21 protein-coding genes are annotated in these 22,422 nt (G+C 63.9%); 9 read left to right on the top strand and 12 right to left on the bottom strand.

Annotated features, from left to right (window positions below; genetic code table 11):
• The 8 genes from VMR39_RS29890 to VMR39_RS29855 all read left to right on the top strand — a co-directional run.
• On the top strand, positions 1–395 hold a 395-nt coding region (locus VMR39_RS29890; RefSeq protein WP_325422104.1), incomplete at its 5' end, for a type II toxin-antitoxin system VapC family toxin.
• Positions 395–1,894, top strand: a complete 1,500-nt coding sequence (locus VMR39_RS29885) for a serine hydrolase domain-containing protein (RefSeq protein ID WP_325422112.1) — start codon at positions 395–397, stop codon at positions 1,892–1,894. The genes VMR39_RS29890 and VMR39_RS29885, both read left to right, overlap by 1 nt.
• A 60-nt stretch (positions 1,895–1,954) precedes the next feature.
• Complete coding sequence (locus VMR39_RS29880; protein ID WP_325422102.1) at positions 1,955–2,230, top strand: hypothetical protein; 276 nt, start codon at positions 1,955–1,957, stop codon at positions 2,228–2,230.
• Positions 2,227–2,550, top strand: a complete 324-nt coding sequence (locus VMR39_RS29875; RefSeq protein ID WP_325422100.1) for a hypothetical protein — start codon at positions 2,227–2,229, stop codon at positions 2,548–2,550. Before VMR39_RS29880 ends, VMR39_RS29875 begins: the two co-directional genes overlap by 4 nt.
• Positions 2,547–3,284, top strand: a complete 738-nt coding sequence (gene trmD / locus VMR39_RS29870; RefSeq protein WP_325422099.1) for a tRNA (guanosine(37)-N1)-methyltransferase TrmD — start codon at positions 2,547–2,549, stop codon at positions 3,282–3,284. The genes VMR39_RS29875 and trmD overlap by 4 nt, the downstream gene beginning before the upstream one ends.
• A gap of 6 nt (positions 3,285–3,290) precedes the next feature.
• Positions 3,291–3,659, top strand: coding sequence for a 50S ribosomal protein L19 (gene rplS / locus VMR39_RS29865; RefSeq protein WP_325422097.1), 369 nt, complete (start codon positions 3,291–3,293; stop codon positions 3,657–3,659).
• A gap of 331 nt (positions 3,660–3,990) precedes the next feature.
• Positions 3,991–6,666: a TonB-dependent receptor gene (locus VMR39_RS29860; RefSeq protein WP_325422095.1), complete on the top strand. Its 2,676-nt coding sequence runs from the start codon at positions 3,991–3,993 to the stop codon at positions 6,664–6,666.
• A 67-nt stretch (positions 6,667–6,733) separates the two neighbouring features.
• Complete coding sequence (locus VMR39_RS29855) at positions 6,734–7,246, top strand: GNAT family N-acetyltransferase (RefSeq protein ID WP_325422093.1); 513 nt, start codon at positions 6,734–6,736, stop codon at positions 7,244–7,246.
• On the opposite strand, the gene VMR39_RS29850 is transcribed toward VMR39_RS29855, so the two are convergent.
• On the bottom strand, positions 7,247–8,503 hold the full coding sequence (locus VMR39_RS29850) for an MFS transporter (protein WP_325422110.1): 1,257 nt from the start codon (positions 8,501–8,503) through the stop codon (positions 7,247–7,249).
• 123 nt (positions 8,504–8,626) lie between these two features.
• Positions 8,627–9,424, bottom strand: a complete 798-nt coding sequence (locus VMR39_RS29845) for an RNA methyltransferase (RefSeq protein ID WP_325422091.1) — start codon at positions 9,422–9,424, stop codon at positions 8,627–8,629.
• 130 nt (positions 9,425–9,554) lie between these two features.
• Here VMR39_RS29845 and VMR39_RS29840 point away from each other — a divergent pair, with 130 nt between their 5' ends.
• Complete coding sequence (locus tag VMR39_RS29840; protein WP_325422089.1) at positions 9,555–10,652, top strand: AI-2E family transporter; 1,098 nt, start codon at positions 9,555–9,557, stop codon at positions 10,650–10,652.
• Positions 10,653–10,705: 53 nt separating this feature from the next.
• Here the strand turns inward: VMR39_RS29840 and VMR39_RS29835 are convergent, their stop codons facing one another.
• From VMR39_RS29835 to dapA, 10 genes are all read right to left on the bottom strand, one after another.
• On the bottom strand, positions 10,706–12,418 hold the full coding sequence (locus tag VMR39_RS29835; RefSeq protein WP_325422087.1) for a flotillin family protein: 1,713 nt from the start codon (positions 12,416–12,418) through the stop codon (positions 10,706–10,708).
• A 23-nt stretch (positions 12,419–12,441) separates the two neighbouring features.
• Positions 12,442–13,041 (bottom strand): YqiJ family protein, encoded by a 600-nt coding sequence (locus tag VMR39_RS29830; RefSeq protein WP_325422085.1) that lies wholly within the window; start codon positions 13,039–13,041, stop codon positions 12,442–12,444.
• A gap of 78 nt (positions 13,042–13,119) precedes the next feature.
• Positions 13,120–13,761, bottom strand: coding sequence for a hypothetical protein (locus VMR39_RS29825; protein ID WP_325422083.1), 642 nt, complete (start codon positions 13,759–13,761; stop codon positions 13,120–13,122).
• A gap of 61 nt (positions 13,762–13,822) precedes the next feature.
• Positions 13,823–14,614, bottom strand: coding sequence for a transglutaminase family protein (locus tag VMR39_RS29820; RefSeq protein ID WP_325422081.1), 792 nt, complete (start codon positions 14,612–14,614; stop codon positions 13,823–13,825).
• A 522-nt stretch (positions 14,615–15,136) separates the two neighbouring features.
• The gene (recA, locus tag VMR39_RS29815; protein ID WP_179043883.1) at positions 15,137–16,210 is read right to left on the bottom strand and encodes a recombinase RecA; all 1,074 of its coding nucleotides are present in this window, start codon (positions 16,208–16,210) and stop codon (positions 15,137–15,139) included.
• A 1,198-nt stretch (positions 16,211–17,408) separates the two neighbouring features.
• Entirely contained in the window at positions 17,409–17,765 is a 357-nt protein-coding gene (locus VMR39_RS29810) for a response regulator (protein ID WP_325422078.1), read from the bottom strand.
• An 85-nt stretch (positions 17,766–17,850) separates the two neighbouring features.
• Complete coding sequence (locus VMR39_RS29805) at positions 17,851–20,274, bottom strand: hybrid sensor histidine kinase/response regulator (RefSeq protein ID WP_325422076.1); 2,424 nt, start codon at positions 20,272–20,274, stop codon at positions 17,851–17,853.
• A gap of 43 nt (positions 20,275–20,317) precedes the next feature.
• Positions 20,318–20,911, bottom strand: coding sequence for a DUF2062 domain-containing protein (locus VMR39_RS29800; RefSeq protein ID WP_325422074.1), 594 nt, complete (start codon positions 20,909–20,911; stop codon positions 20,318–20,320).
• Positions 20,911–21,393, bottom strand: coding sequence for an SsrA-binding protein SmpB (gene smpB, locus VMR39_RS29795; RefSeq protein ID WP_325422072.1), 483 nt, complete (start codon positions 21,391–21,393; stop codon positions 20,911–20,913). The genes VMR39_RS29800 and smpB overlap by 1 nt, the downstream gene beginning before the upstream one ends.
• Before the next feature lie 114 nt (positions 21,394–21,507).
• A complete protein-coding gene (gene dapA / locus VMR39_RS29790) occupies positions 21,508–22,386 on the bottom strand; it encodes a 4-hydroxy-tetrahydrodipicolinate synthase (RefSeq protein ID WP_325422070.1) in 879 nt (292 codons plus the stop codon).
• Positions 22,387–22,422: the final 36 nt, after the last annotated feature.

The raw sequence follows: 22,422 nt of genomic DNA, 5'->3' as shown, positions 1-22,422 counted from the left end.
CCCAATTTTCGGGGCTTTCGTTGATGTATCTGCTGGATACGAACAGTTGTGTCTTTCTGTTCACCGGCACTCATCCCATCCTGATTGAGCGCGTGGCAGCGTGCGGTTCCGGCGAACTTGCGTTGTCCACGATCGTTCTGGCCGAATTGGCTCTGGGATCAGCCAATGGCAAGATACCCCCAACTGAACTGCTCGAAGCGTTTCTTGAGGAAGTCGTGTTGCTGCCCTTTGATGAGGCGGCGGCGTGTGCATACGCGCAAATGCCTTTTCGCAGAGGGCGTTTCGATCGTTTGTTGGCAGCCCATGCGCTCAGCGTCAATGCTACGGTCGTCACCAATAACCCGTCGGACTTTACCGACATACTCGGCCTGAAAGTGGAGGATTGGACCTGGTGATGCGACGCTTCTTGTCCTGGCTGCTGCTCATGGCCCTTCTTCCCGGAATGGCGAGCGCCGCCGATGCGCAGAAGATCGACGCCGCTATCCCCGAAATCGACCGACTGTTCGCCGATTTTCAGGTCGACAGCCATACGCCGGGGCTGGTCTATGGCATCGTCGCCAATGGGCGGCTGGTCCATGTGAAAGGCTTTGGCGTGCAGGATCTGGTCCATAACCGACCGGTGACGCCCGACAGCCTGTTCCGCATCGCATCGATGACCAAGGCTTTCACGGCCCTGTCGATCCTGAAATTGCGGGAGGAGGGCAAGCTGTCGCTGGACGATCTGGCCGAGGCATATGTGCCGGAAATGCGCGGCTGGACCTATCCGACGAAGGACAGCGCGCGCATCCGTATCCGCGACCTGCTGACGCACAGTGCCGGTTTTGTGGACGATAACCCTTGGGGCGATCGTCAGACGCCGATGCCGGAGGCTGAATTCACGAAGATGTTGTCTGTGGGCGTGCCGTTCAGCACGGCGCCCGGCAGTCGCTATGAATATAGCAATTTCGGCTATGCGCTGCTGGGACGGATCATCGCCAATGTGAGTGGCGTGCCCTACCGCCGTTATGTCGAGCGCAGCCTGCTGACGCCGCTCGGCATGGCGTCCAGCGGCTATGAGGTGAGTGAATGGCCGCTGGAGCGCCGCGCGCTCGGCTATCGCTGGGAAGATGGCCGGTGGAAGAGCGAGCCGACCATGGCGGATGGCGCCTTCGGGGCGATGGGCGGGCTTCAGACCAGCGCCACCGATTATGCGCGCTGGGTCGCCTTCCTGCTGGCGGCCTGGCCGGCGCGGGACGAAGGCGAGGCCGGACCGGTATCGCGCTCGGCCGTGCGGATGCTGGCGGAAGGGAGCAATTTCGTCACTGTCGCCCAACGTAATGGAAAGAGCGGGCCGACCGCCTGCCGACAGGCGGCGGCCTATGGCTTTGCCATGAGGATCGCGCAGGATTGCGACTTGGGACTGACGCTGGCGCATGGCGGCGGTTATCCGGGCTATGGCAGTCATGTGATGCTGATGGCCGATTATGGCGTGGGCATTTTCGTCTTCACCAGCCGCACCTATAATGGTGGGGCGGGGCCAGCCTGGGACGCGGCGCTGGCGCTGAAGCAGGCGGGGGCGCTGATCGCGCCCAATATGCCGGTGACGACGCTGCTGGCGGACGGCTATGCAGCGGCGGGGCGCATTTATTCGGCCGGAAGCGTCGGCCCGGCGCGCGATCGGCTGGCTATGAACTTCCTGATGGACAGCGACATGGACAGTTGGGCGAAGAAACTTGCGACACTGAAGGGCGAGGTCGGCGCGTGCCGCACCGATGCGCCCGTGACCGCCACAGGCAACCTGTCCGGCAGCTTCACCTGGAGTTGCGCGCGGGGCAGGGTGGCTGGCACAATCCTGCTGGCGCCGACCGCCATGGCGCAGATTCAGGAATTGAAGCTGGCGATCAAGCTGCCCTGATCGCGATTTTCCTAAACGTCCGATGTTCCCTCTGACCGGAAATCGCTCTAAGCGGCGGCGATGGCCCAGATCGTCACCGCTATCTATTTGCTGATGATGCTCGTCGCGGGATGGCGACTGTTCGGGATCGGATGGCCGCGCTGGGTGAAGGTCGCTGCCGCTGTCGGCCTGGTGTGCCCGCTGCCGATGCTGTTCATCTTGCCGTCGCTTCTGCATCCCGAACGGCCCTTTGCCGACCTGCTGCTGAATATCGGTGTGGTCCTGACCATCTGCGGTGCCATCTGCCTGGTGGGAGGGGTGTCGGCGGCCTGGATGCGAAAAAGGCGTCGGGCATGAGCGACCTTGGCCTGATCTTCATCTCCGGGCTGGCAATGACGGCCCTGTCGGTCCTGTGTTCGCACTGGGTCGTCGCCCGGCGGCCGCGCTGGAGCAGCCGGCGCATTGCGCTGCTGTCCGCCTTACCGCTTCCCTTGCTGGCATGTCTGCTGGCTGCCTTTGTGTTCCTGCGCGCGGCAACGGCGTCGAAGCAGGATTGTGGCGTGGACGCGTGCGGCATGGCGATGGCGGGTGCCATGATGCTCGGCCTCACTGCGCTCATCATCTATCTTGTGGCCGCCGCCATCGTGTATCTGATCGTCCAGGGTCATCGCAAATGAGCTTCACTGCACAAATCCTGACCCTCTATCCGGAGATGTTTCCGGGGCCGCTGGGCGTGTCTCTCGCGGGGAGGGCGCTGGCTGAGGGGAAATGGGCCTGCCATCCCGTCCATATCCGCGACTTCGCCGCCGACCGGCATCGCACCGTGGACGATACGCCGGCAGGTGGCGGCGCGGGCATGGTGCTGCGCGCCGACATTCTGGGCCATGCGGTCGACCATGCGCTGGAGAATCGGCCGGACCTGCCGGTGCTGGCGATGACGCCGCGCGGCAAGCCAATCACCCAGGCGCGGGTGCGCGAACTGGCGGCGGGTCCGGGTGCGACGATCCTTTGCGGCCGGTTCGAGGGGTTTGACGAGCGGATTTTTGACGCACGGCCGATCGAGCAGGTCAGCATGGGCGACATCATCCTGTCGGGCGGGGAAATGGCGGCCCTGCTGCTGCTCGATGCTTGTGTTCGGCTGCTCCCCGGTGTAATGGGCGCGGCTTCCAGCGGAGTCGAGGAGTCCTTTGAAACGGGCTTGCTCGAATATCCGCATTATACCCGCCCGGTGGAATGGGAGGGTCGCGGGATCCCCGAAGTGTTGCGATCGGGGGATCATGCGAAGATCGCCGCCTGGCGGAAACAACAGGCGGAGAATGATACACGGCTAAGGCGGCCGGACCTTTGGGAACGTCATATCGGCGTTCGGGACCAGTCGCCCTCTGGTGCGCAGCAAAAGACCAAGGACTGACGTTACATGAACATCATCCAGCAGATCGAGGCGGAAAGCATCGCCGCCCTCGCCAAGGATATTCCTGACTTCCGCCCCGGCGACACCCTGCGCGTCGGCGTAAAGGTCATCGAAGGCGAGCGCAGCCGCGTTCAGAACTATGAAGGCGTGTGCATCGCCCGTTCGAACAAGGGCATGGGCTCCAACTTCACCGTGCGCAAGATCTCGTTCGGCGAAGGCGTGGAGCGCGTGTTCCCGCTCTATTCGCCCAACATCGATTCGATCACCGTCGTCCGTCGCGGCGTCGTGCGTCGTGCGAAGCTCTACTATCTGCGCGGCCGCACCGGCAAGCGCGCTCGTATCGCCGAGCGCCGCGACGTGCGCAGCGAGGGCTGATAGTCCAAATCGCTTCTTGACAGTTGTAAAAAAGAAACAGGCGGCGCCCCCCAAGGGCGTCGCCTTTTTCTTTATGTTGCAATGATTTGGCAAATTCGGACACATGTTCGGACTTTGTAGTCGCAAGAGATTTTTGCGGCACTGCAAAAAAGGGCCATTTCTACGCAAGTGGATTTGTGCCAGCCTTCCATTTCCAGATGTTGCTGAATGCTGCCGCGCCGAAATCCCTGATTTCGGTCAAGTATTCATGCGGCCTTGGCAAGTCAGGGTAATGGGTCGGAAGGGGATGTCGAAAAGGCCTCTGTAAAAGACATAATTGGGGGCTTTTTGGATGAAATATGAGGGTCTGATTTCGCGCGGCGCGATTGCCGTCGCGTTGTTCTATTCAATGCCCGCATTGGCGCAGGATGCTGCGCCGCAAGAACCGGCAGCGGCACCGGGTCAAACCATTATCGTCACCGGCACGCGCCGTACCGACCGCACCGTTGCGGAATCGCCGACGCCGATCGACGTTTATTCCGGCCAGGAACTGCAGAAGCAGGGCACGGCGGACATGAACCAGGTCATCCAGAATCTCGTCCCGTCCTTCTCGGTCGCGCGCTATGCGATCGGCGACGGTTCCTCCTTCGTCCGTCCGCCCAACCTGCGCGGCCTGGCGCCGGACCAGACGCTTGTGCTGGTGAACGGCAAGCGCATGCACCGGAGCGCGCTGGTGCAGATCGGCGCTAACGCCCAGTCGGCTGGCGCGCATTCCGCCGACCTTGCGCAGATTCCCGCGATCGCGGTGAAGGCGGTCGAAGTGCTGCGCGACGGCGCGTCGGCGCAATATGGGTCGGACGCGATCGCGGGCGTCATCAACATGACGCTGCGCGACGATGCGGACGGCCTGTCGGGCTATGCCCGCTACGGCCAATATTATCGCGGTGATGGCGAGGATTATCAGGTGGCGCTGAACGCCGGCTTCAAGCTGGGCGACAGCGGCGTCATCAACATCAGCGGCGAATATGTGAATGCCGGCAAGACCAGTCGCGGCGTCACCCGCGCCGGCTCCCATCTGCTCGCGCAGGAGCAACCCGACATCGGCGTGCCTGCGCTGGCGCAGCGCTACGGCAATCCGAAGATGGAATCCTATCGCATCTTCGCCAACGGTCGTTTCGACCTGAGCGACGACAGCAGCGTCTATTTCTTCGGAAATTATGGCCATAGCTTCCAGGAGGAGAGCTTCAACTACCGCCAGTCGGTCGACACCGCAGGCGTCGATATTGAAGGCAACAGCTTCGGCCATAACGGCATCTTCAACGACTATTTCACCGATTTCGACAACACGCAGCCGGGCATCCAGACCGGAAGCGCGGGCGGCAATGTCTATGCGCCGAACGGTTATGATCCGGCCACGCGCGACTATACGCAGGTCGCGGACTGTTCCGATCCGCTGGTCCAGAACTGGAGCTGCGTCTATTCGGGCGGCTTCACCCCGATATTCTTCGGCAAGATCGACGATATTTCGGGTACCGTCGGCTACAAGGGCACGATGGGCTTCGGCCTGAACTACGACCTGTCGGGCAGCTATGGCCAGTCGACGCTGCGCTATACGATGGACGGCACGATGAACCCGTCGCTGGGCATCACGTCGCCGACCGAATTCTATCTGGGCAAGCTGCAACAGCGAGAAACCCTGTTCAATGCGGACTTCAGCTATCCGTGGGAAGTCGGCTTCGCCAGTCCGATCACCATCGCCTTTGGCGGGCAATATTTCCGGGAATCCTATGAGCTGGGCCTGGGCGACCAGGCATCCTATGCGATCGGACCCTATACCGGTAACCTGGTCTTCCATCAGGACGGTACGCCGGTGTTGAATGCCGACGGCACGCAATTGTCGGTCGCGCTGCCGGTGGGCGCCAACGGCTTCCCCGGCTATGGCCCTGCGATTGCGGGGGAGAGCAGCCGCAACTCCAAGGGCCTTTATATCGACATCGAAGGCGACGTGACCGACCAGCTGTCGTTTGGCATCGCGGGCCGCTACGAGCATCTGTCGGACTTCGGCAATTCCACCACGGGCAAATTCTCGGCCCGCTATGCCGTCTTGCCGGACATTCTCGCGCTGCGCGGCACGGTGGCGACGGGCTTCCGCGCCCCGACGCCGGGTCAGGTCAACACCAGCAGCATCGCGACCACCTTCAACCCCGGCAATCCCAACGCGATCGAATCGATGACCCTGCCGGTGACCAGCCCGGTCGCCGCCTATCTCGGCGCCAAGCCGCTGACGCCGGAAGAATCGGTCAGCTTCTCGGTCGGTACGGTCTTCACCCCGGCGCCCGGCGCGACGCTGACGATCGACTATTACAACATCAAGGTGAAGGACCGCATCGGTACGTCTGGCACGTTCGTGATCGAGGATGCGGATCGGCCGACGCTCCAGTCGCTGGGCCTCGCCAACTATGCCACGGTCAACGAAGTGCAGTTCCTGACCAATGCCTTCGACACGCGGACGCAGGGCATAGACGTGGTGGGCAGCTATCGCTTCATGGTCGGCGATCTTGGATCGCTCAATTCGACCCTGGCCTTCAACTGGAACAAGACCAAGGTCACGGACCGCGATCCCACCGTCGTGTCGGACGTGCGCGTCGCCCAGCTGGAAAGGACGCTGCCCAAGACCCGCGTCATCCTGACCGAGAACTGGACCGCAGGGCCATTGTCGGTGCTGGGGCGCATGAACTGGTATGGCAAATATACGGTGACGGACGACGGCCCGGTGTCGCAGACTTTCGGCAGCGAGTTCGTGTTCGACCTGGAGGTCAGCTACGAGATCAACGAGAATTTCACGTTGAGCGCCGGCGCCAAGAATATCTTCAGCAACTATCCCGAAAAATTCTCCAATACGAAGGGGACGCTGGGTCCGGTCTATGCCTCGACCGGCGGCCGTTTCACGGGCGATATCTATCCTGACGTGTCGCCCTTCGGCTTCAACGGCGGCTTCTGGTACGGGAAGGTCGGCTTCAAATTCTGATCCGACTCCGCCATCATCTTGCAGCCGGTCCCTTGCGGGGCCGGCTGCTTCCTTTCATGAGCGGCCCATGCTGACTCATCGCCTCGCAACCCCTGCCGACGAAGCGGCGCTGTCCGCCGTCATGACTCTGGCCATCGACCGGCTGCAATCTGCTTTCCTGACGCCCGAACAGGTGATGACGAGCCATGCCTTCATGGGCCTCGACAGCCGGCTGATCGCGGACTGCACCTATTTCGTCATCGAGGATGATGGCGAGATGGCGGGGTGCGGCGGCTGGAGCCGGCGCGCGACCGCCTATGGCGGCAATCATAGCGCCGGGCGTGACGACCGGCTGCTCGACCCGGCGAGCGAGCCGGCGCGGGTGCGGGCGATGTATACCCATCCCGACCATGTGCGAAAGGGCGTGGGGACATTGATCCTGTCACTGTGCGAGGCGGCGGCAAAGGCGGAGGGATTCGCCGCGCTCGAACTGTCGGGCACGATGGCGGGGGTGCCGCTTTATCGCAGCTTCGGCTTCGAGGGCGTGCGCCCGTTCGAGGACAGCGGCGTGCCGATGCTGCTGATGCGCAAGGCGATCTGATCAGTTCTGGCGGCTGGTCCACCACAGGCCGCCCAGGCTGATGAGCGCTGCCGCGGACATGTAGAGGCCGACCAGCCCCACGCCCTGCGCGCCGATCAGCCAGGTCGCAACGATCGGGGCCAGCGCGCCGCCCAATATACCGCCCAGATTGAAGGCGAAGGATGCGCCGGTATAGCGCAGCTGGATCGGGAAGAGCGCGGGCAGATAGGCGCCAAGCGGCCCGTAGATGAAGCCCATCACGAACAGTGCAAGGCTGAGCGCCACGAAGATCAGCAGAATCGCGCCGGTGCCGATTAGCGGGCCGAAGACGAGGCCCATCGCCACGGTGCCGACGCAGCCCCAGGCGAGCGCCGTGGTGGGGCTGGTGTGGTCCGACCACCAGCCTGCCAATACGATGCTGAGCGCCATGAACAGGATCGCGCCAAGCTGGATCGCGAGGAAGATTTCCCGGTCGATCCTGAGTGCGGTGGTGCCATAGCCCAAGGCGAAGGCGGTCGCGATATAATAGACGGCAAAGCAGGCGGCACAGGCAAAGGTGCCCGCGATCGCCGCGCCGAGATGTGAGGACAGCAAAGTTGCCAGCGGCACGGCGGGCGGCGGCGTTTCCTTCTGCGCGGCGGCGAACTCCGGCGTTTCGGTGAGTTTCAGGCGGACCCAAAGGCCCAATATCACCAGCACCGCGCTGCCGATGAAGGGTAGGCGCCAGCCCCAGGCGAAGAAGTCCGCGTCGGTCAGGAAAGCGCCGAGCAGCAGGAAAAGCCCGTTGGCGGCGATGAAGCCGACCGGCGCGCCCAGTTGCGGGAACATGCCGAAGCGCGCGCGCCAGCCGGGCGGAGCATTCTCCACCGCCAGCAGCGCAGCGCCGCCCCATTCGCCGCCAAGGCCAAAGCCCTGCCCGAAGCGCAGCAGGCACAGGATCAGCGGCGCCCAGTATCCGATCATCTGATAGGTGGGCAGGAAGCCGATCAGCAGCGTGCAGCCGCCCATCAGCATCAGCGAGGCGACCAGCGTCGCCTTGCGCCCGATGCGGTCGCCATAATGGCCGAACACCGCCGCGCCGACCGGCCGGGCGAAAAAGGCAAGGGCGAGGCTGCCATATGAAGCCATCAACTGCGCCGTGGGCGAGGAAGCGGGGAAGAAGAGCGAAGGGAAGATCAGGCTGGCGGCTGTGGCGTAGATGTAGAAGTCGTAAAATTCCACGGCCGTGCCGATCAGGCTGGCGGCGAGCACGCGCTTGTGCCGCCACATTTCGCCCATGCCGTTATAGTTCGCCACCGTCTGTCCCCCTCAATCCGTCATGTCAGCGAAAGCAGGCATCTCCCTTCCATCTGTTTGCTCGCCAAGAAGTGAGATCCCACCCTTCGCTGGGATGACAGTCAATTAGTTCCGTCGTTTCTGGTTCAGCAGTTCATAGGCCATGACGGCCGTTGCTACTGCCGCATTCAGGCTGTCGGCCTTGCCCAGCATCGGCATCTTCACCAACTGGTCGCATTCGGCCTCATAGGCTTCGGGCAGGCCCTGCGCTTCATTGCCAACCAGCAGGAAGCCGGGGCTTTGATAGCGCGGCTCCTGATAATCCTGGGTGGCCTTGAGGCTGGTGCCGATCAGTTCGCCCGGTCCCTGCCGCAACCAATGCATGAATTCGCCCCAGCGCGCCTGGGTGATGGACTGGGTGAAGAGCGCCCCCATGCTGGCGCGGACCGATTCGACCGAGAATGGATCGACGCAATCGTCGATCAGGATGAGGCCGCCCGCGCCGACCGCGTCGCCCGTGCGCAATATGGTGCCGAGATTGCCGGGATCGCGCAGCGACTGTGCGACGATCCAGATATCGGCCTTGTCGCGGTCCAGCTTCTCCAGCGGGGTCAGCCGGTCGCGATAGACGCCGACCACGGCCTGCGCATTATCCTTGCCGCTGATCTTGGACAGGATGTCGGGCGTGGTTTCGATCACATCGCCGCCCGCCGCCTCGATCGCGTCGATCAGGTCCAGCGCCAGCGGGTGGGTGGAGCCGGCGTGAAACAGCATCTCGGGCAGCACGCCTTCCTCGCGCGCTTCGGTCAGGATCCGCAGCCCTTCGGCCAGGAACCGCCCCTCGACCTTGCGATATTTCTTTTCGCGCAAGGAGCGGACGCGCTTCACCAGCGGGTTGGAAAATCCGGTGATTTCGCGTGCCACGTTCGATGCTGGTCCCAAAAGAGCGAAGGAAGCGGCCTCTCTACCGGGTGAAAGACGAAAAGGACAGGGGGCAGGCCATGATGATCGTTGCGCGATGGATTTGCGCGATAAATTTTGCGAAGGAGCAGTCATGGACGCCCAACCACCCCCGCCGCCGCTCAACGTGTCTCCCAGGATAGAGGACGGCTTCTTCCTCGGCGTCGTGCTGATCGTTTCGATCGCCTTCGCTTTCGTCGTCGAGCCGTTCTTCGCCGCGATATTGTGGGGCGTGATCGCCGCCATCGTCTTCGCGCCGATCAACCGGCAGATATTGGCGGCCATGCCCAGACATCGCAACGGCGCGGCGCTCGTCACCCTGTTCCTGATCCTGGCGATCGTGATCGTTCCTGCCTTCGTACTGAGCGCGGCGTTGTTGCAGGAAGCGGCCTATTTCTACGGCAAGATCCAGTCGGGCGAGATCAATTTCGCGCGACTTTTCGCGCAGGTGGTGGACAGCCTGCCGGACTGGGCGATGCCCTATCTGCGACGGCTGGGCCTCAGCAATTTCTACGCGGCGCAGGACATGGTGACGAAGGGCATCACCAGCAGTTTCCGTACGCTGGCGGCGCAGGCATTCCAGATCGGACAGAGTGCGTTCAGTTTCCTGGTGGCGCTGGGTGTGATGCTCTACCTCACCTATTTCCTGCTGCGCGACGGAGAAGCGCTGTCGGAACGGATCGCCGCTGCCGCGCCGCTGCGGGCGGGTCAGCGCAAGGCCTTGTTCGAGCAGTTCGTCATCGTCATCCGCGCCACGATCAAGGGTAGCATCGTCGTGGCCATCGTGCAGGGGCTGATCGGCGGCATCGTCTTCTGGGCGCTGGGGATACAGGGCGCGCTGCTCTGGGGCGTGCTGATGGGGGCGTTCTCGCTGTTGCCGGCTGTGGGAACCGCGATCGTCTGGGTGCCGGTCGCCATCTATCTGTTCGCGACCGGAGCGATCTGGCAGGGTGTCGTGCTGGTGGTGTGCGGGGCGCTGGTGATCGGATCGGTCGACAATGTGCTGCGCCCGATCCTGGTCGGTCGCGACACGCGCATTCCCGACTATGTGGTGCTGATCTCCACGCTGGGCGGGATCGAGCTCTTCGGCTTCAGCGGCATCATCATCGGCCCGGTGATCGCGGCGCTGTTCATCGCGACCTGGAACATCTTCACCCGGATGCGCGGCGTCGGCGAGGTGGTCGAGGCCTGATATGGCCGATGCCCCCGCGACAGGCTTTGTCGCGGGGCGCCTCGTAGGTGGGGTCAGTCGCCCAGCCTGTCGGTCTTCGGCACGATCTTTTCCACGATCACCGGTGCGACCGGAGCGGGGTCCACCGCGCCCTTGACCAGCGCGTCGAGACTGGAGCCGTCGAGGCCCAGTTCCTTCATAAGGCCATCGATCACCGGCGCCTGCGCCCGGTAGCGCAGCGCTGCGGAAACGGCGGCGTTGGCAAGATTCTGGTCGCCGCCCCCGCCAATGGATGCGCCATCGCTTCCACCATTCTGGCCGGTGATGCCGTCGACCTGAACGATCCTGATGGAATCGATCGCCTCCATCGGCCTTGCGGCTTCGCGGACCAGTTCGGGCAGCACCTTGAGCAGCGCCAGCTTGGTCTGGAGCGAGATCTGGTCGGACGAGAGCAGGTTCGATGCCTCGTTCACGGCGCGCTGGCCGGCGGCTTCCACCTCGAAGCGGACGCGGTCGGCCTCTGCACGCAGTTTGGCGGCTTCCGCCTCGCCTTCGGCAGCGACGCGCAGCGCCTCGGCGCGGTCGGCGGCGGCCTGCTTCTCGGCCTCGGCCTCGACCCGGACCTGGATGGCGGCACGCTCGGCCTCGCGCGCGGCGTCGATCAGTTCGATCCGCTTGGCGCGTTCGGCGACTTCGGTCGCGCGGGAGGTCTGGACCTGTTCCTCGGCGGCGACCGCCTTGGCGCGGGCTGCATCTGCTTCCGCCTTGGCCTGGCTTTCCTGCCGGCTCTTGTTCTGGACCGCGATCTGCTGTTCCTGCCGGGCGAGTTCGAGTGCCTGTTCCTGTTCGATCCGAGCCTGCTGCACGGCGCGGTCAGCCTCGATCTGCTGGCTGTCGACCAACTTCTTCGCCTCGATCCGGGCTTGGTCCGCTTCCTGCTGGCGCAGCGACTGTTCGCGGGCGACTTCCGCGATCTGGGCAGCGCGACGCATCTCGACCTCACGCTCCTGCTCCAGCCTCGCAAATTCGGTGTCGCGGGAGATCAGCAGCGACTGGCGTTCGGCCTCCAGATTCTTGGTCTCGATCTGGACGCGGGTTTCCTGCTCGATGTCGTTGCGGCTCTTCTTGCGCAATTCGATCTGCTCGGTCAGCTTGGTCAGACCCTCGGCGTCGAAGGCGTTGTTGGCGTTGAAATGCTCGATCGAGGTCTGGTCCAGACCGGTCAGCGAGACGCTTTCCAGTTCAAGGCCATTCATGGCGAGGTCGACCGAGGAAACCTGCTGCACCTTCTGCACGAAGTCGCCGCGCTGTTCGTGCAACTGGTTCATGGTCATGCCCGCCGCGACCGAGCGCAACGCGTCGACGAACTTGCCCTCGACCAGTTCCTTGAGCGCCTCCGGGTTCATGGTGCGCATGCCCAGCGTCTGGGCGGCGGTGGCGATGGACTGGGCGTCGGGGCGGACGCGGACATAGAATTCCGCTTTCACGTCGATGCGCAGGCGATCGAGCGTGATGAGGGCGTCGGCATTCTTGCGCTCGACCGCGAGGCGGACGGTGTTCATGTTGACCGGCATCGTCTCGTGGAAGATCGGCAGCACCAGCGCGCCGCCGTTCATGACGACCTTTTCCCCGCCGAAGCCGGTGCGGACGAAGCCGATTTCCTTCGACGCCCGTTTGTAGAGGCGGGCGATCACGATCCCGAGCACGATCAGGACCAGTAGGCCGCTGCCTGCGATCATCGCATAGGGAAGGATGGAAAAGCTTTGCTGGACGGCAGGCAGGTTCATGTCTGTCTCCTGGACTTTGGGGCTTAAATTCTGGGCAGATAATGGTCGCCATGGGAGATGGCGCGGAACAGATGCTCGTCGCGGCGGACGAGCAGGATGATCTCGCCTTCCTCCAGCACCTGGCCCGGATTATCGGGTTCGACCATGACATAATGGGTCTGGCCATGATGATCCTCGACCCGGGCGCGGGCGGGGGAGCCGCTGGCGGCACGGCCGGTGACGATGCGCGCATGGCTGCCGACCAGATGGTCGAGCGGGATGGCGGTGGTGTGATCCTGCGGCAGGAGCGGCGCGACGATGCGCGCGGCGACGCCGGTGGCGGGCAGGGCCGCGACGCCGGCGGCCGGCACCGCGATCCAGGGCGAGAGCATCGCGCCCAGCAGGTCGTGCGCGGCCTGCTGGCCGAGCAGCCCGATGATCGCGAAGAGGGTGAGGAACAGGGCGACCAGAGCCAGCAAGGGCAGGCGACCGAAGCCCAGCCAGCCGAGCAGGTCGGCGTCGCTGTCGAGATCGAGGTCGGCGTCGCCGGCAAAGCCCAGCGCCTGGACGCCACCGATCAGCAGCATCAGCAGCAGTGCCGATACGAAGACGATATTTTCCGGTGCTAAAAGAAAGGCAGCCACTCCTAACCCCCTGATTCGGGGACGATGCTAGACGACGAAAGGAGGCTGCAACAGGATAAAGCGACGTTGCCGGTTCGTTTACTGCATTACCAGATCGCGGCTGATATAGACTTGCGCGACACGGCCATTTTTCATCGAGCAGGTGAAGCGACGCGACGTGCCGTCGTTGGCGCTATAGCTGCTGCGGCTTTCGACATAGCCGTTGATATTATAGCCGTCCGCCGTGGCGATGGGCGTTTCCATACGGCGAACCTCGGCATAGCCGCCATTCTCGCCCTGCGCTTCGTCGCGGGCGGCGACCGCGCAGGCGTCGGTCATGGCGTCGTCGCGACCATTGGCATCGGCGATGTCGGAGAAATCGGCATCGTCGCGCACAGGGTCGCGGGCGGGCGCGTCACTGCGGACGTCGGAGCCATAATCGGTACCGGCTCTGGGCGGCGGGGCGTCATATTCGCCGCCGGTGCGGGGATCGCGGATCTTCTTGCTCTTCGACATGGAGTTGGCGACGATCGCGACCGCGCCGACGATAGCCGCCACGCCGATCGCGTCGCCCAGGCCAAAGCCGTCGCCGCGATGACGGTGATGCCGGTCCCAGCCACCGCGATCCCAGCCGCCGCCATAACCATAGCGGGGCCGTGCCTCGGCTGCGCTGACGCTGCCGAGCAGCAGTCCCGCGCTCACCAGCGCTCCGGTCATCCAGCGTGCCTTGGTCCCGATCATGTCCGTTCCTCCTGCGACAGAATGAGCCATAGCCGCGTCCGGCTGTCCAGCGGCTGAACGGTCATGCTGGTTCAGGGACGCGGCTGACACTGATCGACTGGGCGTTCATCTGGGCACCGCCGAATATGGTCATGAAAGCGATGTCGGTGGCGTCGCGGCCGACGGCGATGCGCGCCATCGTCTCGACCGGCGCCAAGCGCGTGGCGTCCACGATATGCCAGGCGCCGTCGAGCCATACTTCCACGACGGCGTGGAAATCGGGTGGGTCGAGGTCGAGCGCATAGACCGACACCAGCCGTGCGGGAATGTCGCGCGAGCGGATCAGCGCAGCGGTGAGGTGGGCGAAGTCACGGCAGACGCCCTGCTGCGCGACGAAGGTGTCGGCGGCGGTGGTGGCTATGCCGGAACTGCCCGGCACATAGGCGATATTCTCATGCACCCAGGCTTCGAGCGCCTGGACCAGCGCGCCGCCCTCCAGATTGGGGAAATGGCCGCTGACGAAGCTGCCAAAGCGGTCCGCCTCGCAATAGCGGCTGGGCCAGATGAAGGGGAGGACGTCCTCCGGCAGGCTGGGGAGAGGGCTTTTGCGGAGGGTGGCGAGGTCGACAGTGGGGCGCTCCACCTCGATCGTGGCGCGGTAGGTGCTGACCATGCGACCGGTGCCGGTTCGGGTCCAGGTGCGCCGGCCGACGCCGCTGCCGCCGACCTTGTTGGTAAGCGGACCGGCATTGTCGATGATGTGGGTCTGCTCGATCACCCGCTGGTCAGGCTGGGCGGCCGCCTCCACCGCGAGCAGGACGTCGCTGGGTTCGGCAAATTCATAGTCGAGGATCGCTTCGATCGCGAGGCGCATGGGGCAAAGTCCGGTTGGAGCGTGGGACGAGTCGTCCCGTTGGATCAACATCGTGGGCGAGCAGGCTGGAGGCAAGCGGCTTTGGCGGAGTTGGGGTCAGGGGCGCCGGGATTTGGCGAGATCAAGTTCGGCTCTAAAGTGAGATGACGTTAGTTTAATCCGTTCGAGCCCTCCGACTGCCTGCCAAGGTCCGATGCAGGCACGTGGCTGCTTCGGAAGCTCAGGACAGGCAAGGACGAGAAGCGGATAGCACTCCGTAGGCGTTTCTCGACTGCGCTCGAAACGAAGGAGGTAGCTGGGTCTGTCCTGGATCATCCTGCTTAACTTCGCATATTTCCCGCAAATCCTGTTCTTTTATTGCTCCGGCCTGATCCTATCGGAAAGCCGGACCGGCCATGGCCGCGACGGTAAAAGGCCCGCCGCGCAACGTGGCGCGACGGGCCTTTTCAGTGCGTGATGCGCAAGGCGGGCGAACTGCCTGGGCCATTCCCCGACTGATCCGGCCGGGGCGCCTGTCCAGGCTTATTCGCCATCATCCTCCGCATCGGGTCCGGTCATCATCTTGTCCGCAACTTCCTCGGTCTTGCCGCGGATCGCCTTTTCCAAACGCTCCGCCATCTCGGGATGTTCCTTGAGATAGGTCTTGGCATTTTCGCGACCCTGGCCGATGCGAACCGAGTCATAGGAGAACCAGGCGCCCGATTTCTCGACGATCCCCGCCTTGACGCCGAGGTCGAGCATTTCGCCGATCTTGGAGATGCCTTCGCCATACATGATGTCGAATTCGACCTGCTTGAAGGGCGGGGCGACCTTGTTCTTGACCACCTTCACGCGGGTCGCGTTGCCGACGATATCGTCGCGATCCTTGATCTGGCCGGTGCGGCGGATGTCGAGGCGGACCGAGGCGTAGAATTTGAGCGCATTGCCGCCGGTCGTGGTTTCCGGGTTGCCGTACATCACGCCGATCTTCATGCGCACCTGGTTGATGAAGATCACCATGCATTTCGAGCGCGAGATCGAGCCGGTCAGCTTGCGCAGCGCCTGGGACATGAGGCGCGCCTGGAGGCCGACATGGCTGTCGCCCATCTCGCCCTCGATTTCCGCGCGTGGCACCAGGGCGGCGACGGAGTCGATGACGAGAATGTCGATGGCGTTGGAGCGGACCAGCGTGTCGACGATCTCGAGCGCCTGTTCGCCGGTGTCAGGCTGCGACACGATCAGTTCGTCGATATCGACGCCCAGCTTCTTGGCATAGGCCGGGTCGAGCGCATGTTCGGCGTCGACGAAGGCAGCGGTGCCGCCTGCCTTCTGCGCTTCGGCGATGGCGTGCAGCGTCAGCGTGGTCTTGCCCGAGCTTTCCGGGCCGTAGATTTCGATGATGCGGCCCTTGGGCAGGCCGCCGATGCCGAGCGCGATGTCGAGGCCGAGCGAGCCGGTCGAGATGGATTCGATCTCGATCTTCTCGCGGCTGCCCAGCTTCATGGCCGAGCCTTTGCCGAAGGCGCGATCGATCTGGGCGAGCGCCGCCTCCAATGCTTTCTGTCTGTCCATTGTCCCCGTCTTCTTGGAATCGATGAGTTGGAGCATTGCGGTCATCGGCCTATCCCCTGTCAAGCGGATCGCGTCGAGTCTCTCGGCGCCTGGCGATGATGTATCCCGTTTGTTCCAGTAGAACAAGAGGGGAACGGAAATTTCCTATCCGTTCCGGATTCCGGTTCGTGGCGGCACCCTAGCAGGCGGGGCGGAAGGCGGCATCCCTTCTTTGCAGAGGATGAGGATCGGGTGACGACGGCGTCCGGCAACGGGAAGGCGGAGGAAACGGCGCCGACCGAATGCCGCGAAAACAGGAGGTTGATGCCCGATGGCCATAATCGCGCCATCCCACCGTCGCGCAATTCGCCGATGCCTTCAGGGCGAATGAGGGGCGCGCCAGCTGTCCAGCGCGCCATTCAGTCGCTGCATGTCCGCCCGCGACAGCGTTTCGCCTCTCGCAATCTTGTCTCGAGCAGCAATCAGCAACCGTTCAAGCCTTTCGACAAGCGCCGTTTCAGGAGCGCGTGCGCCTTGCTCATCATGATTCACAAAAACCGCCCTCGCCTTCCCATTCGCGCAAAGCAATGTCGAGACGTCTTTCCCGCTCCCGTTCAGAAGCTATCGCTTCTCGCTTCATTTCGCGTGCGAGGCCCAATGCGCGAGACTGCCTCTCGACGGATAGATGCCGGGCATATGACGACATGTTGTAGGAATGGGACATCATGACCTCCTCCCAAGCGGGAGCACGAAGGTCTCTCTGCCGCGACGTGCCTGAAAAGAGTCGTGCCGCGATAGCATCGAATAGCACATTCAATCGCGGAAAGATAATGTGGCGAGGTGGTCGATCCGAACGCCCCCCGGTCGGCGGGCAATGCAAAACGGCTCGACACCTTTCGATGCCGAGCCAGGTGAAAGCTGTCTGGCTTAAAGCCTTGGCCTTCGGGTCGCCTGGTCGGGTTACGCCTTTCGTAGAATATAGCCATTACCATTTAGGGGTAGTTTCCCAACCGTCGGCTTATGAACGGCAAGGGCGTGATACCTGGCGCGGGCGCGACTGCCCTGACCCATCCATGACAGGGCGCTAATAAACCGGCGACCGGAGCGACGATATTCGCCAGCCCCCTGGAGCTTGCGGAATAGCCCTTGCTGGTCGCGTCCAGAGGTGAACCTCGATTCCCGTGGGGTGTGTCGAAGCGCGGCGCTTCAAGGCCGGGAGGACCAGGAGATGGCTTTGCCCCGCTAAGCGCGGACGCAATAAGCGTTACGCGCCCAGCACCTTGCCCAGCGCGCGTTCTACGGCGCCGATGGTGAAGGGCTTGGCGAGGGTCGGGCGATCGGCATATCCCGTGGGCAGGTCGTCGGCCATGCCGCCGGTGGCGAAGATGAAGGGGATGTCGGCCTGCGCCAGCAGGTCGGCGACGGGCCAGCTTTTCTCGCCCTGAAGATTGCAGTCCAGAAGCGCGGCGTCGAAGCCGCCTTCGCGCGCATGGGCGCAGGCTTCGTCGACGGTCGCCGCCACGGCATGGAGACGGTAACCCAGTGCGTCGAGATAATCTTCCAGCATCATGCCGATCATCGCTTCGTCTTCCACGACGAGGATGGATTTTGCGTCCGACATCTATGCCAAGCCCCCCTTTGTTCCAACTTTGGCTATCGCAAAGCCCACTTCTTGCCCAGCATAATCGCTTGAGCGGGAAAGAAGTTCATTCCGCCGCCGGATGTTTGGCCAATGCGTCGCGTGCCGCTTCCGCCAGCTGGCTGACGGAGAAGGGCTTGGGCAGGAAGGCGACATTGGCGATGTCGATCGACTTGCGCAGCTGCTCCTCGGCATAGCCCGACATGAAGAGGACGGGCAGCTGAGGATGGATGATCCGCGCCTGAGTCACCATGGCGGGGCCATCCATATTGGGCATGACCACGTCGGAAATGAGCAGGTCGATGCCATCGTTCGCGGCCAGCACCTCCAGCCCCTGTTCGCCGTCATTGGCGGTCAGCACCTTGTAGCCCTGCCGCGTAAGCGCACGTTCCGCGACGGCACGGACCATATCCTCATCCTCGACCAGCAAGATGGTGCCGGTGCCCCAGGTTTCGGTGCGGCGCACGGGGATGGGGACGTGGGTGGCATGATCGGCATCGGCCCCGGCATAGACGGGGAGATAGATGACGAAGCTGGCGCCCCGGCCCAGTTCGGATTCGGCGAAGATATAGCCGCCCGACTGCTTGACGATGCCATAGACGGTCGAGAGGCCAAGGCCGGTGCCCTTGCCCAGTTCCTTGGTGGTGAAGAAAGGCTCGAAAATCTTCGACAGGATATCGGGAGGGATGCCGAGGCCGGTATCGGACACGCGCAGCGCGGTATAGTCGCCGACGGGCAATATCTGCTGCCGCATCTCGCGGATCTTTGCCGCCGGGACGCCATAGGTCTGTATGTTGACCGTGCCGCCTTCGGGCATGGCATCGCGGGCGTTGACCGCCAGATTGACGATCACCTGCTCCAGCTGGCCGGGGTCCGCGCGCACGGCGCCCAGATTGCGGCCATGGCTGACGTCGAGGCGGACATTTTCGCCCAGCAGGCGCTTGAGCAGGTTCGACACATCGGAGACGATGTCGGGCAGCTGGAGGATCTGCGGGCGCAGCGTCTGCTGGCGCGAGAAAGCGAGCAGCTGGCGGGTGAGGCCGGCGGCGCGGTTGCTGTTCGACTTGACCTGCTGGATATCATCATAGTCGCTGTCGCCCGGCGTATGGCGCATCAGCATCAGGTCGCAATGGCCGATGATGGCGGTCAGGATATTGTTGAAGTCATGCGCGACGCCGCCGGCAAGCTGGCCGATCGCCTGCATCTTGGTCGCCTGCGCGACCTGGCGCTTGAGCTTGGATTCCTCGCTATTGTCCTTGAGCGACAGCAATACGGCCGCCTCGCCAAGGCCGCGCACGCCCGCCAGACTGAGCGCGATCGGCTCGTCGGGCTGTTCGCGCAGGCGGACGGCGATGTCGCCCGACATTTGCGGGCCGACGGCGAAACGGCGCACCGCGTCGGCGACCGCGGCCTGATCCTCGCGCACGACGAGATCGCCGGGATAGCTGGGCTTGGTGCCCGACTTGAGGCCGGAGGCGCGGGCGAAGGCCTTGTTGACGAAGAGGATGCGCCCGTCGCGGTCGGCCATGGCAAGGCCGAAGGGCAGCAGCGACAGCAGCGTCTCGATATAGGAGAGGGCCGACGTGCCGCCGCCGCCCGCCGGCTCGTCGATCAGAAGGAGGAGCATCGGGCCATCCTGCGCCACGCCCTGCCCGTTGCCAGGCTGGCTGGCGCGACGCAGCGGCACCTGGAGCAGGCGCAGCGGCAGACCACCCGCTTCCTCGCGCGCCAGGAATAGCCGCGCCTTGTCGTCGACGCGCATATGGGCGGCGAAGTCGCGGCCCGTGATATTGGCGTCGATGCGCCCGGCGGCGCGCAGCATGAAGGCGCCATTGGCGGCGCGGATACGTCCTTCGCCGCCAATCATCACCGCCATGATGCCCGCTTCCCCCAATTGCCGCCCGGCTTCCCCGGTAAGGAAGCGGTGGACGTCGTCCAGCGCGCTCGGCTGGCGGACGGGGGTGAAGCGCCAGAGCAGATAGTCTTCGGTGCGGCCGGTGCGGACGATGTCTACGTCCAGCCGCATCGCGCCCAGTGTCATCCCCTCCATCTTCGCGTCGCCGTCGCGCCAGGCGGCGCGGGCGGTGTGGGACAGGGTTTCGGTCAGGGTGGCGTCGCCGGTAATGCCCGGCGGGGTCGGATAGCCGGGAAACCATTCGCCGAACAGGTCGCTGGCGCAGACCATCCGCCCGGCGCGGTCGGTGACGGCGATGGCGATGCTGGAGGCGTCGGCGGCGGCGCGGGCGACGGTCCAGTCGGGCGTGGCTTCGCCGGCGGCGGCCTGCGTGGGGTAGAGGCGGTGGAACCAGCTCATCAGCGCGGCGATGACGAGGACGCTGGCGGCAAAGCCCGCAGCCAGCGGCGCGCTGCCCGCCGCATAGAAGACGAGGGCGGCCGACAGCAAGGCCGCGCCGATCAACAGCGGCAGCGCGAAGGGCGAGGCCGGTTTGGCCAGCCACGCCTCATCATCCTTTTTCAGCCGTGCGGCCATCAGCGGCCAACCCCCTGCATCACATCGAAATCCCAGCAGCCCGTCAGATGCGGGCGGCTTCCTCCAATGCGCTGCTTTTATGGACCTTGCCAATCCTCAATTTGCGCGCCTGCCATTTGCGGCCCATGCGGTGGCGCCAGAACCAGTCGGCGAGGAAATAGCCGATGACCGCGCTGGCGAGCGAGATGAGGAACAGGCCGAGCAGCATGGCAGGGGCCGCTTCGGAAAAGAGCCAGCTGCACCATTGGCCGATCGAGGCGTTGCCGTCGACCAGCGCCATGAAGCCGGTGGCGTCGGCGCTGCGACCCAATATCCAGTTGCCGAGCCACACCGACGCCATGAGGATGAGCGGCGTGGTGGCCGGGTTGGACAGGAAGGTCATCGCGGCGGCTACCGGGATGTTCGCGCGGAAGGGCAGCGCGAAGAGCGCAGCGCCTGCGATCTGGACGCCGGGGATCAGCAGGAAGATGCCCACGAACAGGCCGAGCGCCACTCCGCGCGGCACCGAGCGACGGGTAAATCGCCAGAGCGAGGGTTCGAGCACGCGATGGGCGACAGGGGCAAGAACCTTGCTCTGTTCCAGCGACTCGCGGGTGGGAGCGTTGGCGTGCCACCAGCGGGTGAGGCGGTTGCTCATCAACCCTTGTCCCGCATGATGCGCTGTTGATCGCGCTTCCAGTCGCGTTCCTTGATGCTGTCGCGCTTGTCGTGATTCTGCTTGCCCTTGGCCAGTGCCAGTTCGACCTTGGCCCGGCCCTGACTGTTGAAATAGATCATCAACGGCACCAGCGTCATGCCCTTGCGCTCGACCGCGCCGTGCATCTTCATGATCTCGCGCTCATGCAGCAGCAGCTTGCGCGGGCGCTTGGGTGTGTGATTTTCGCGATTGCCATGGCTATATTCGGGGATGTTGCTGTTCACCAGCCACACCTGACTGCCCTTCACCTCGGCATAGCTTTCGGCGATATTGCCTTCGCCGCCGCGCAGCGCCTTCACTTCGGTTCCTTGCAGGGCGATGCCTGCCTCGAACACGTCCTCGATGAAATAATCGAACCTCGCGCGCCGGTTTTCGGCGACGATCTTCTTCTTGTCGAAGGTTGCGGGACGGGGGCGGGCCATGGTCTTTTATAATCTTCCGTTCGTGTCGGGCGCGGGCAGCGCATATACGCGCCGCGCCCATCTCCTATTCCGCGGCTCTGCCCGGAACGAACGGGATATGGTGTCGGCTGCGCCTCAAACCAATCCCGCAATCTCCAGCGCGCGGTCCACGGCGGCACGGCTCGATTCCGACGGCCAGGTGATCGGCAGCCGGACGTCGCCGGGCATGTCCGGGCGGACGCGCGTGAGCGCATATTTGACGGGGCCGGGTGAAGAATCGCTGAACAGGGCATCATGCAAGGGGTAGAGACGATCCTGAAGCGCAAGGGCGCTATCCCAGTCATGCGCTGTCATCGCGGCCTGGAAATCGGCGCACAGGCGCGGCGCGACATTGGCGGTGACGCTGATGCACCCCTTGCCGCCCATCGCATTGAATCCCAGCGCCGTTTCGTCATTGCCCGACAGCTGGCAGAAGTCGGCGCGACAGGCGAGGCGCTGCGCGGTGACACGCCCCAGATTTCCGGTGGCGTCCTTGATGCCGACCACGGTCTGATATTCCTCCGACAGGCGATGGATCACCGGGACGCCGATATCGGTGATGGTGCGGGTCGGAACGTTGTAAAGGACGATCGGCAGGTCGCAGCGCTCCGCCAGATAGGCGAAGTGGCGATAGACACCCTCCTGATTCGGCTTGTTGTAATAGGGTGCGACCACCAGAGCGGCATCGGCGCCGGCGGCCTGCGCGGCATACATATGCTCCAGCGCGATTCGCGTGTCGTTGGACCCGCAGCCGGCGATCACCGGCACCCGGCCCGCCGCCTGATCGACGCAGATGGCGATGACGCGATTATGTTCCTCCACCGTCATGGTGGCGCTTTCGCCGGTCGTGCCACAGGGCACGAGCGCGCTCGATCCTTCCTCAATCTGCCAGTCGACGAAGGCGCGGAAGGCGGGTTCGTCGATCGTGCCGTCGCGAAACGGGGTGATCAGAGCCGGAATCGAGCCCGAAAACATGATAAAACTCCTTCAAATCTCCGGGCGGCCGGGGCA

The organism is Sphingobium sp., from assembly GCF_035511395.1.
In the GTDB taxonomy this organism is placed as follows: Bacteria; Pseudomonadota; Alphaproteobacteria; order Sphingomonadales; family Sphingomonadaceae; genus Sphingobium.
This window is presented reverse-complemented; position numbering and strand designations above follow the sequence as displayed.

What these genes read in the sequence shown, in the direction of transcription:
- VMR39_RS29885 (WP_325422112.1), top strand. Translation starts at nt 395, where the DNA reads ATGCGACGCTTCTTGTCCTGGCTGCTGCTCATGGCCCTTCTTCCCGGA.
- VMR39_RS29880 (WP_325422102.1), top strand. Translation starts at nt 1,955, where the DNA reads ATGGCCCAGATCGTCACCGCTATCTATTTGCTGATGATGCTCGTCGCG.
- VMR39_RS29875 (WP_325422100.1), top strand. Translation starts at nt 2,227, where the DNA reads ATGAGCGACCTTGGCCTGATCTTCATCTCCGGGCTGGCAATGACGGCC.
- trmD (WP_325422099.1), top strand. Translation starts at nt 2,547, where the DNA reads ATGAGCTTCACTGCACAAATCCTGACCCTCTATCCGGAGATGTTTCCG.
- rplS (WP_325422097.1), top strand. Translation starts at nt 3,291, where the DNA reads ATGAACATCATCCAGCAGATCGAGGCGGAAAGCATCGCCGCCCTCGCC.
- VMR39_RS29860 (WP_325422095.1), top strand. Translation starts at nt 3,991, where the DNA reads ATGAAATATGAGGGTCTGATTTCGCGCGGCGCGATTGCCGTCGCGTTG.
- VMR39_RS29855 (WP_325422093.1), top strand. Translation starts at nt 6,734, where the DNA reads ATGCTGACTCATCGCCTCGCAACCCCTGCCGACGAAGCGGCGCTGTCC.
- VMR39_RS29850 (WP_325422110.1), bottom strand. Translation starts at nt 8,503, where the DNA reads ATGGGCGAAATGTGGCGGCACAAGCGCGTGCTCGCCGCCAGCCTGATC.
- VMR39_RS29840 (WP_325422089.1), top strand. Translation starts at nt 9,555, where the DNA reads ATGGACGCCCAACCACCCCCGCCGCCGCTCAACGTGTCTCCCAGGATA.
- VMR39_RS29835 (WP_325422087.1), bottom strand. Translation starts at nt 12,418, where the DNA reads ATGAACCTGCCTGCCGTCCAGCAAAGCTTTTCCATCCTTCCCTATGCG.
- VMR39_RS29825 (WP_325422083.1), bottom strand. Translation starts at nt 13,761, where the DNA reads ATGATCGGGACCAAGGCACGCTGGATGACCGGAGCGCTGGTGAGCGCG.
- VMR39_RS29820 (WP_325422081.1), bottom strand. Translation starts at nt 14,614, where the DNA reads ATGCGCCTCGCGATCGAAGCGATCCTCGACTATGAATTTGCCGAACCC.
- recA (WP_179043883.1), bottom strand. Translation starts at nt 16,210, where the DNA reads ATGACCGCAATGCTCCAACTCATCGATTCCAAGAAGACGGGGACAATG.
- VMR39_RS29810 (WP_325422078.1), bottom strand. Translation starts at nt 17,765, where the DNA reads ATGTCGGACGCAAAATCCATCCTCGTCGTGGAAGACGAAGCGATGATC.
- VMR39_RS29805 (WP_325422076.1), bottom strand. Translation starts at nt 20,274, where the DNA reads ATGGCCGCACGGCTGAAAAAGGATGATGAGGCGTGGCTGGCCAAACCG.
- VMR39_RS29800 (WP_325422074.1), bottom strand. Translation starts at nt 20,911, where the DNA reads ATGAGCAACCGCCTCACCCGCTGGTGGCACGCCAACGCTCCCACCCGC.
- smpB (WP_325422072.1), bottom strand. Translation starts at nt 21,393, where the DNA reads ATGGCCCGCCCCCGTCCCGCAACCTTCGACAAGAAGAAGATCGTCGCC.
- dapA (WP_325422070.1), bottom strand. Translation starts at nt 22,386, where the DNA reads ATGTTTTCGGGCTCGATTCCGGCTCTGATCACCCCGTTTCGCGACGGC.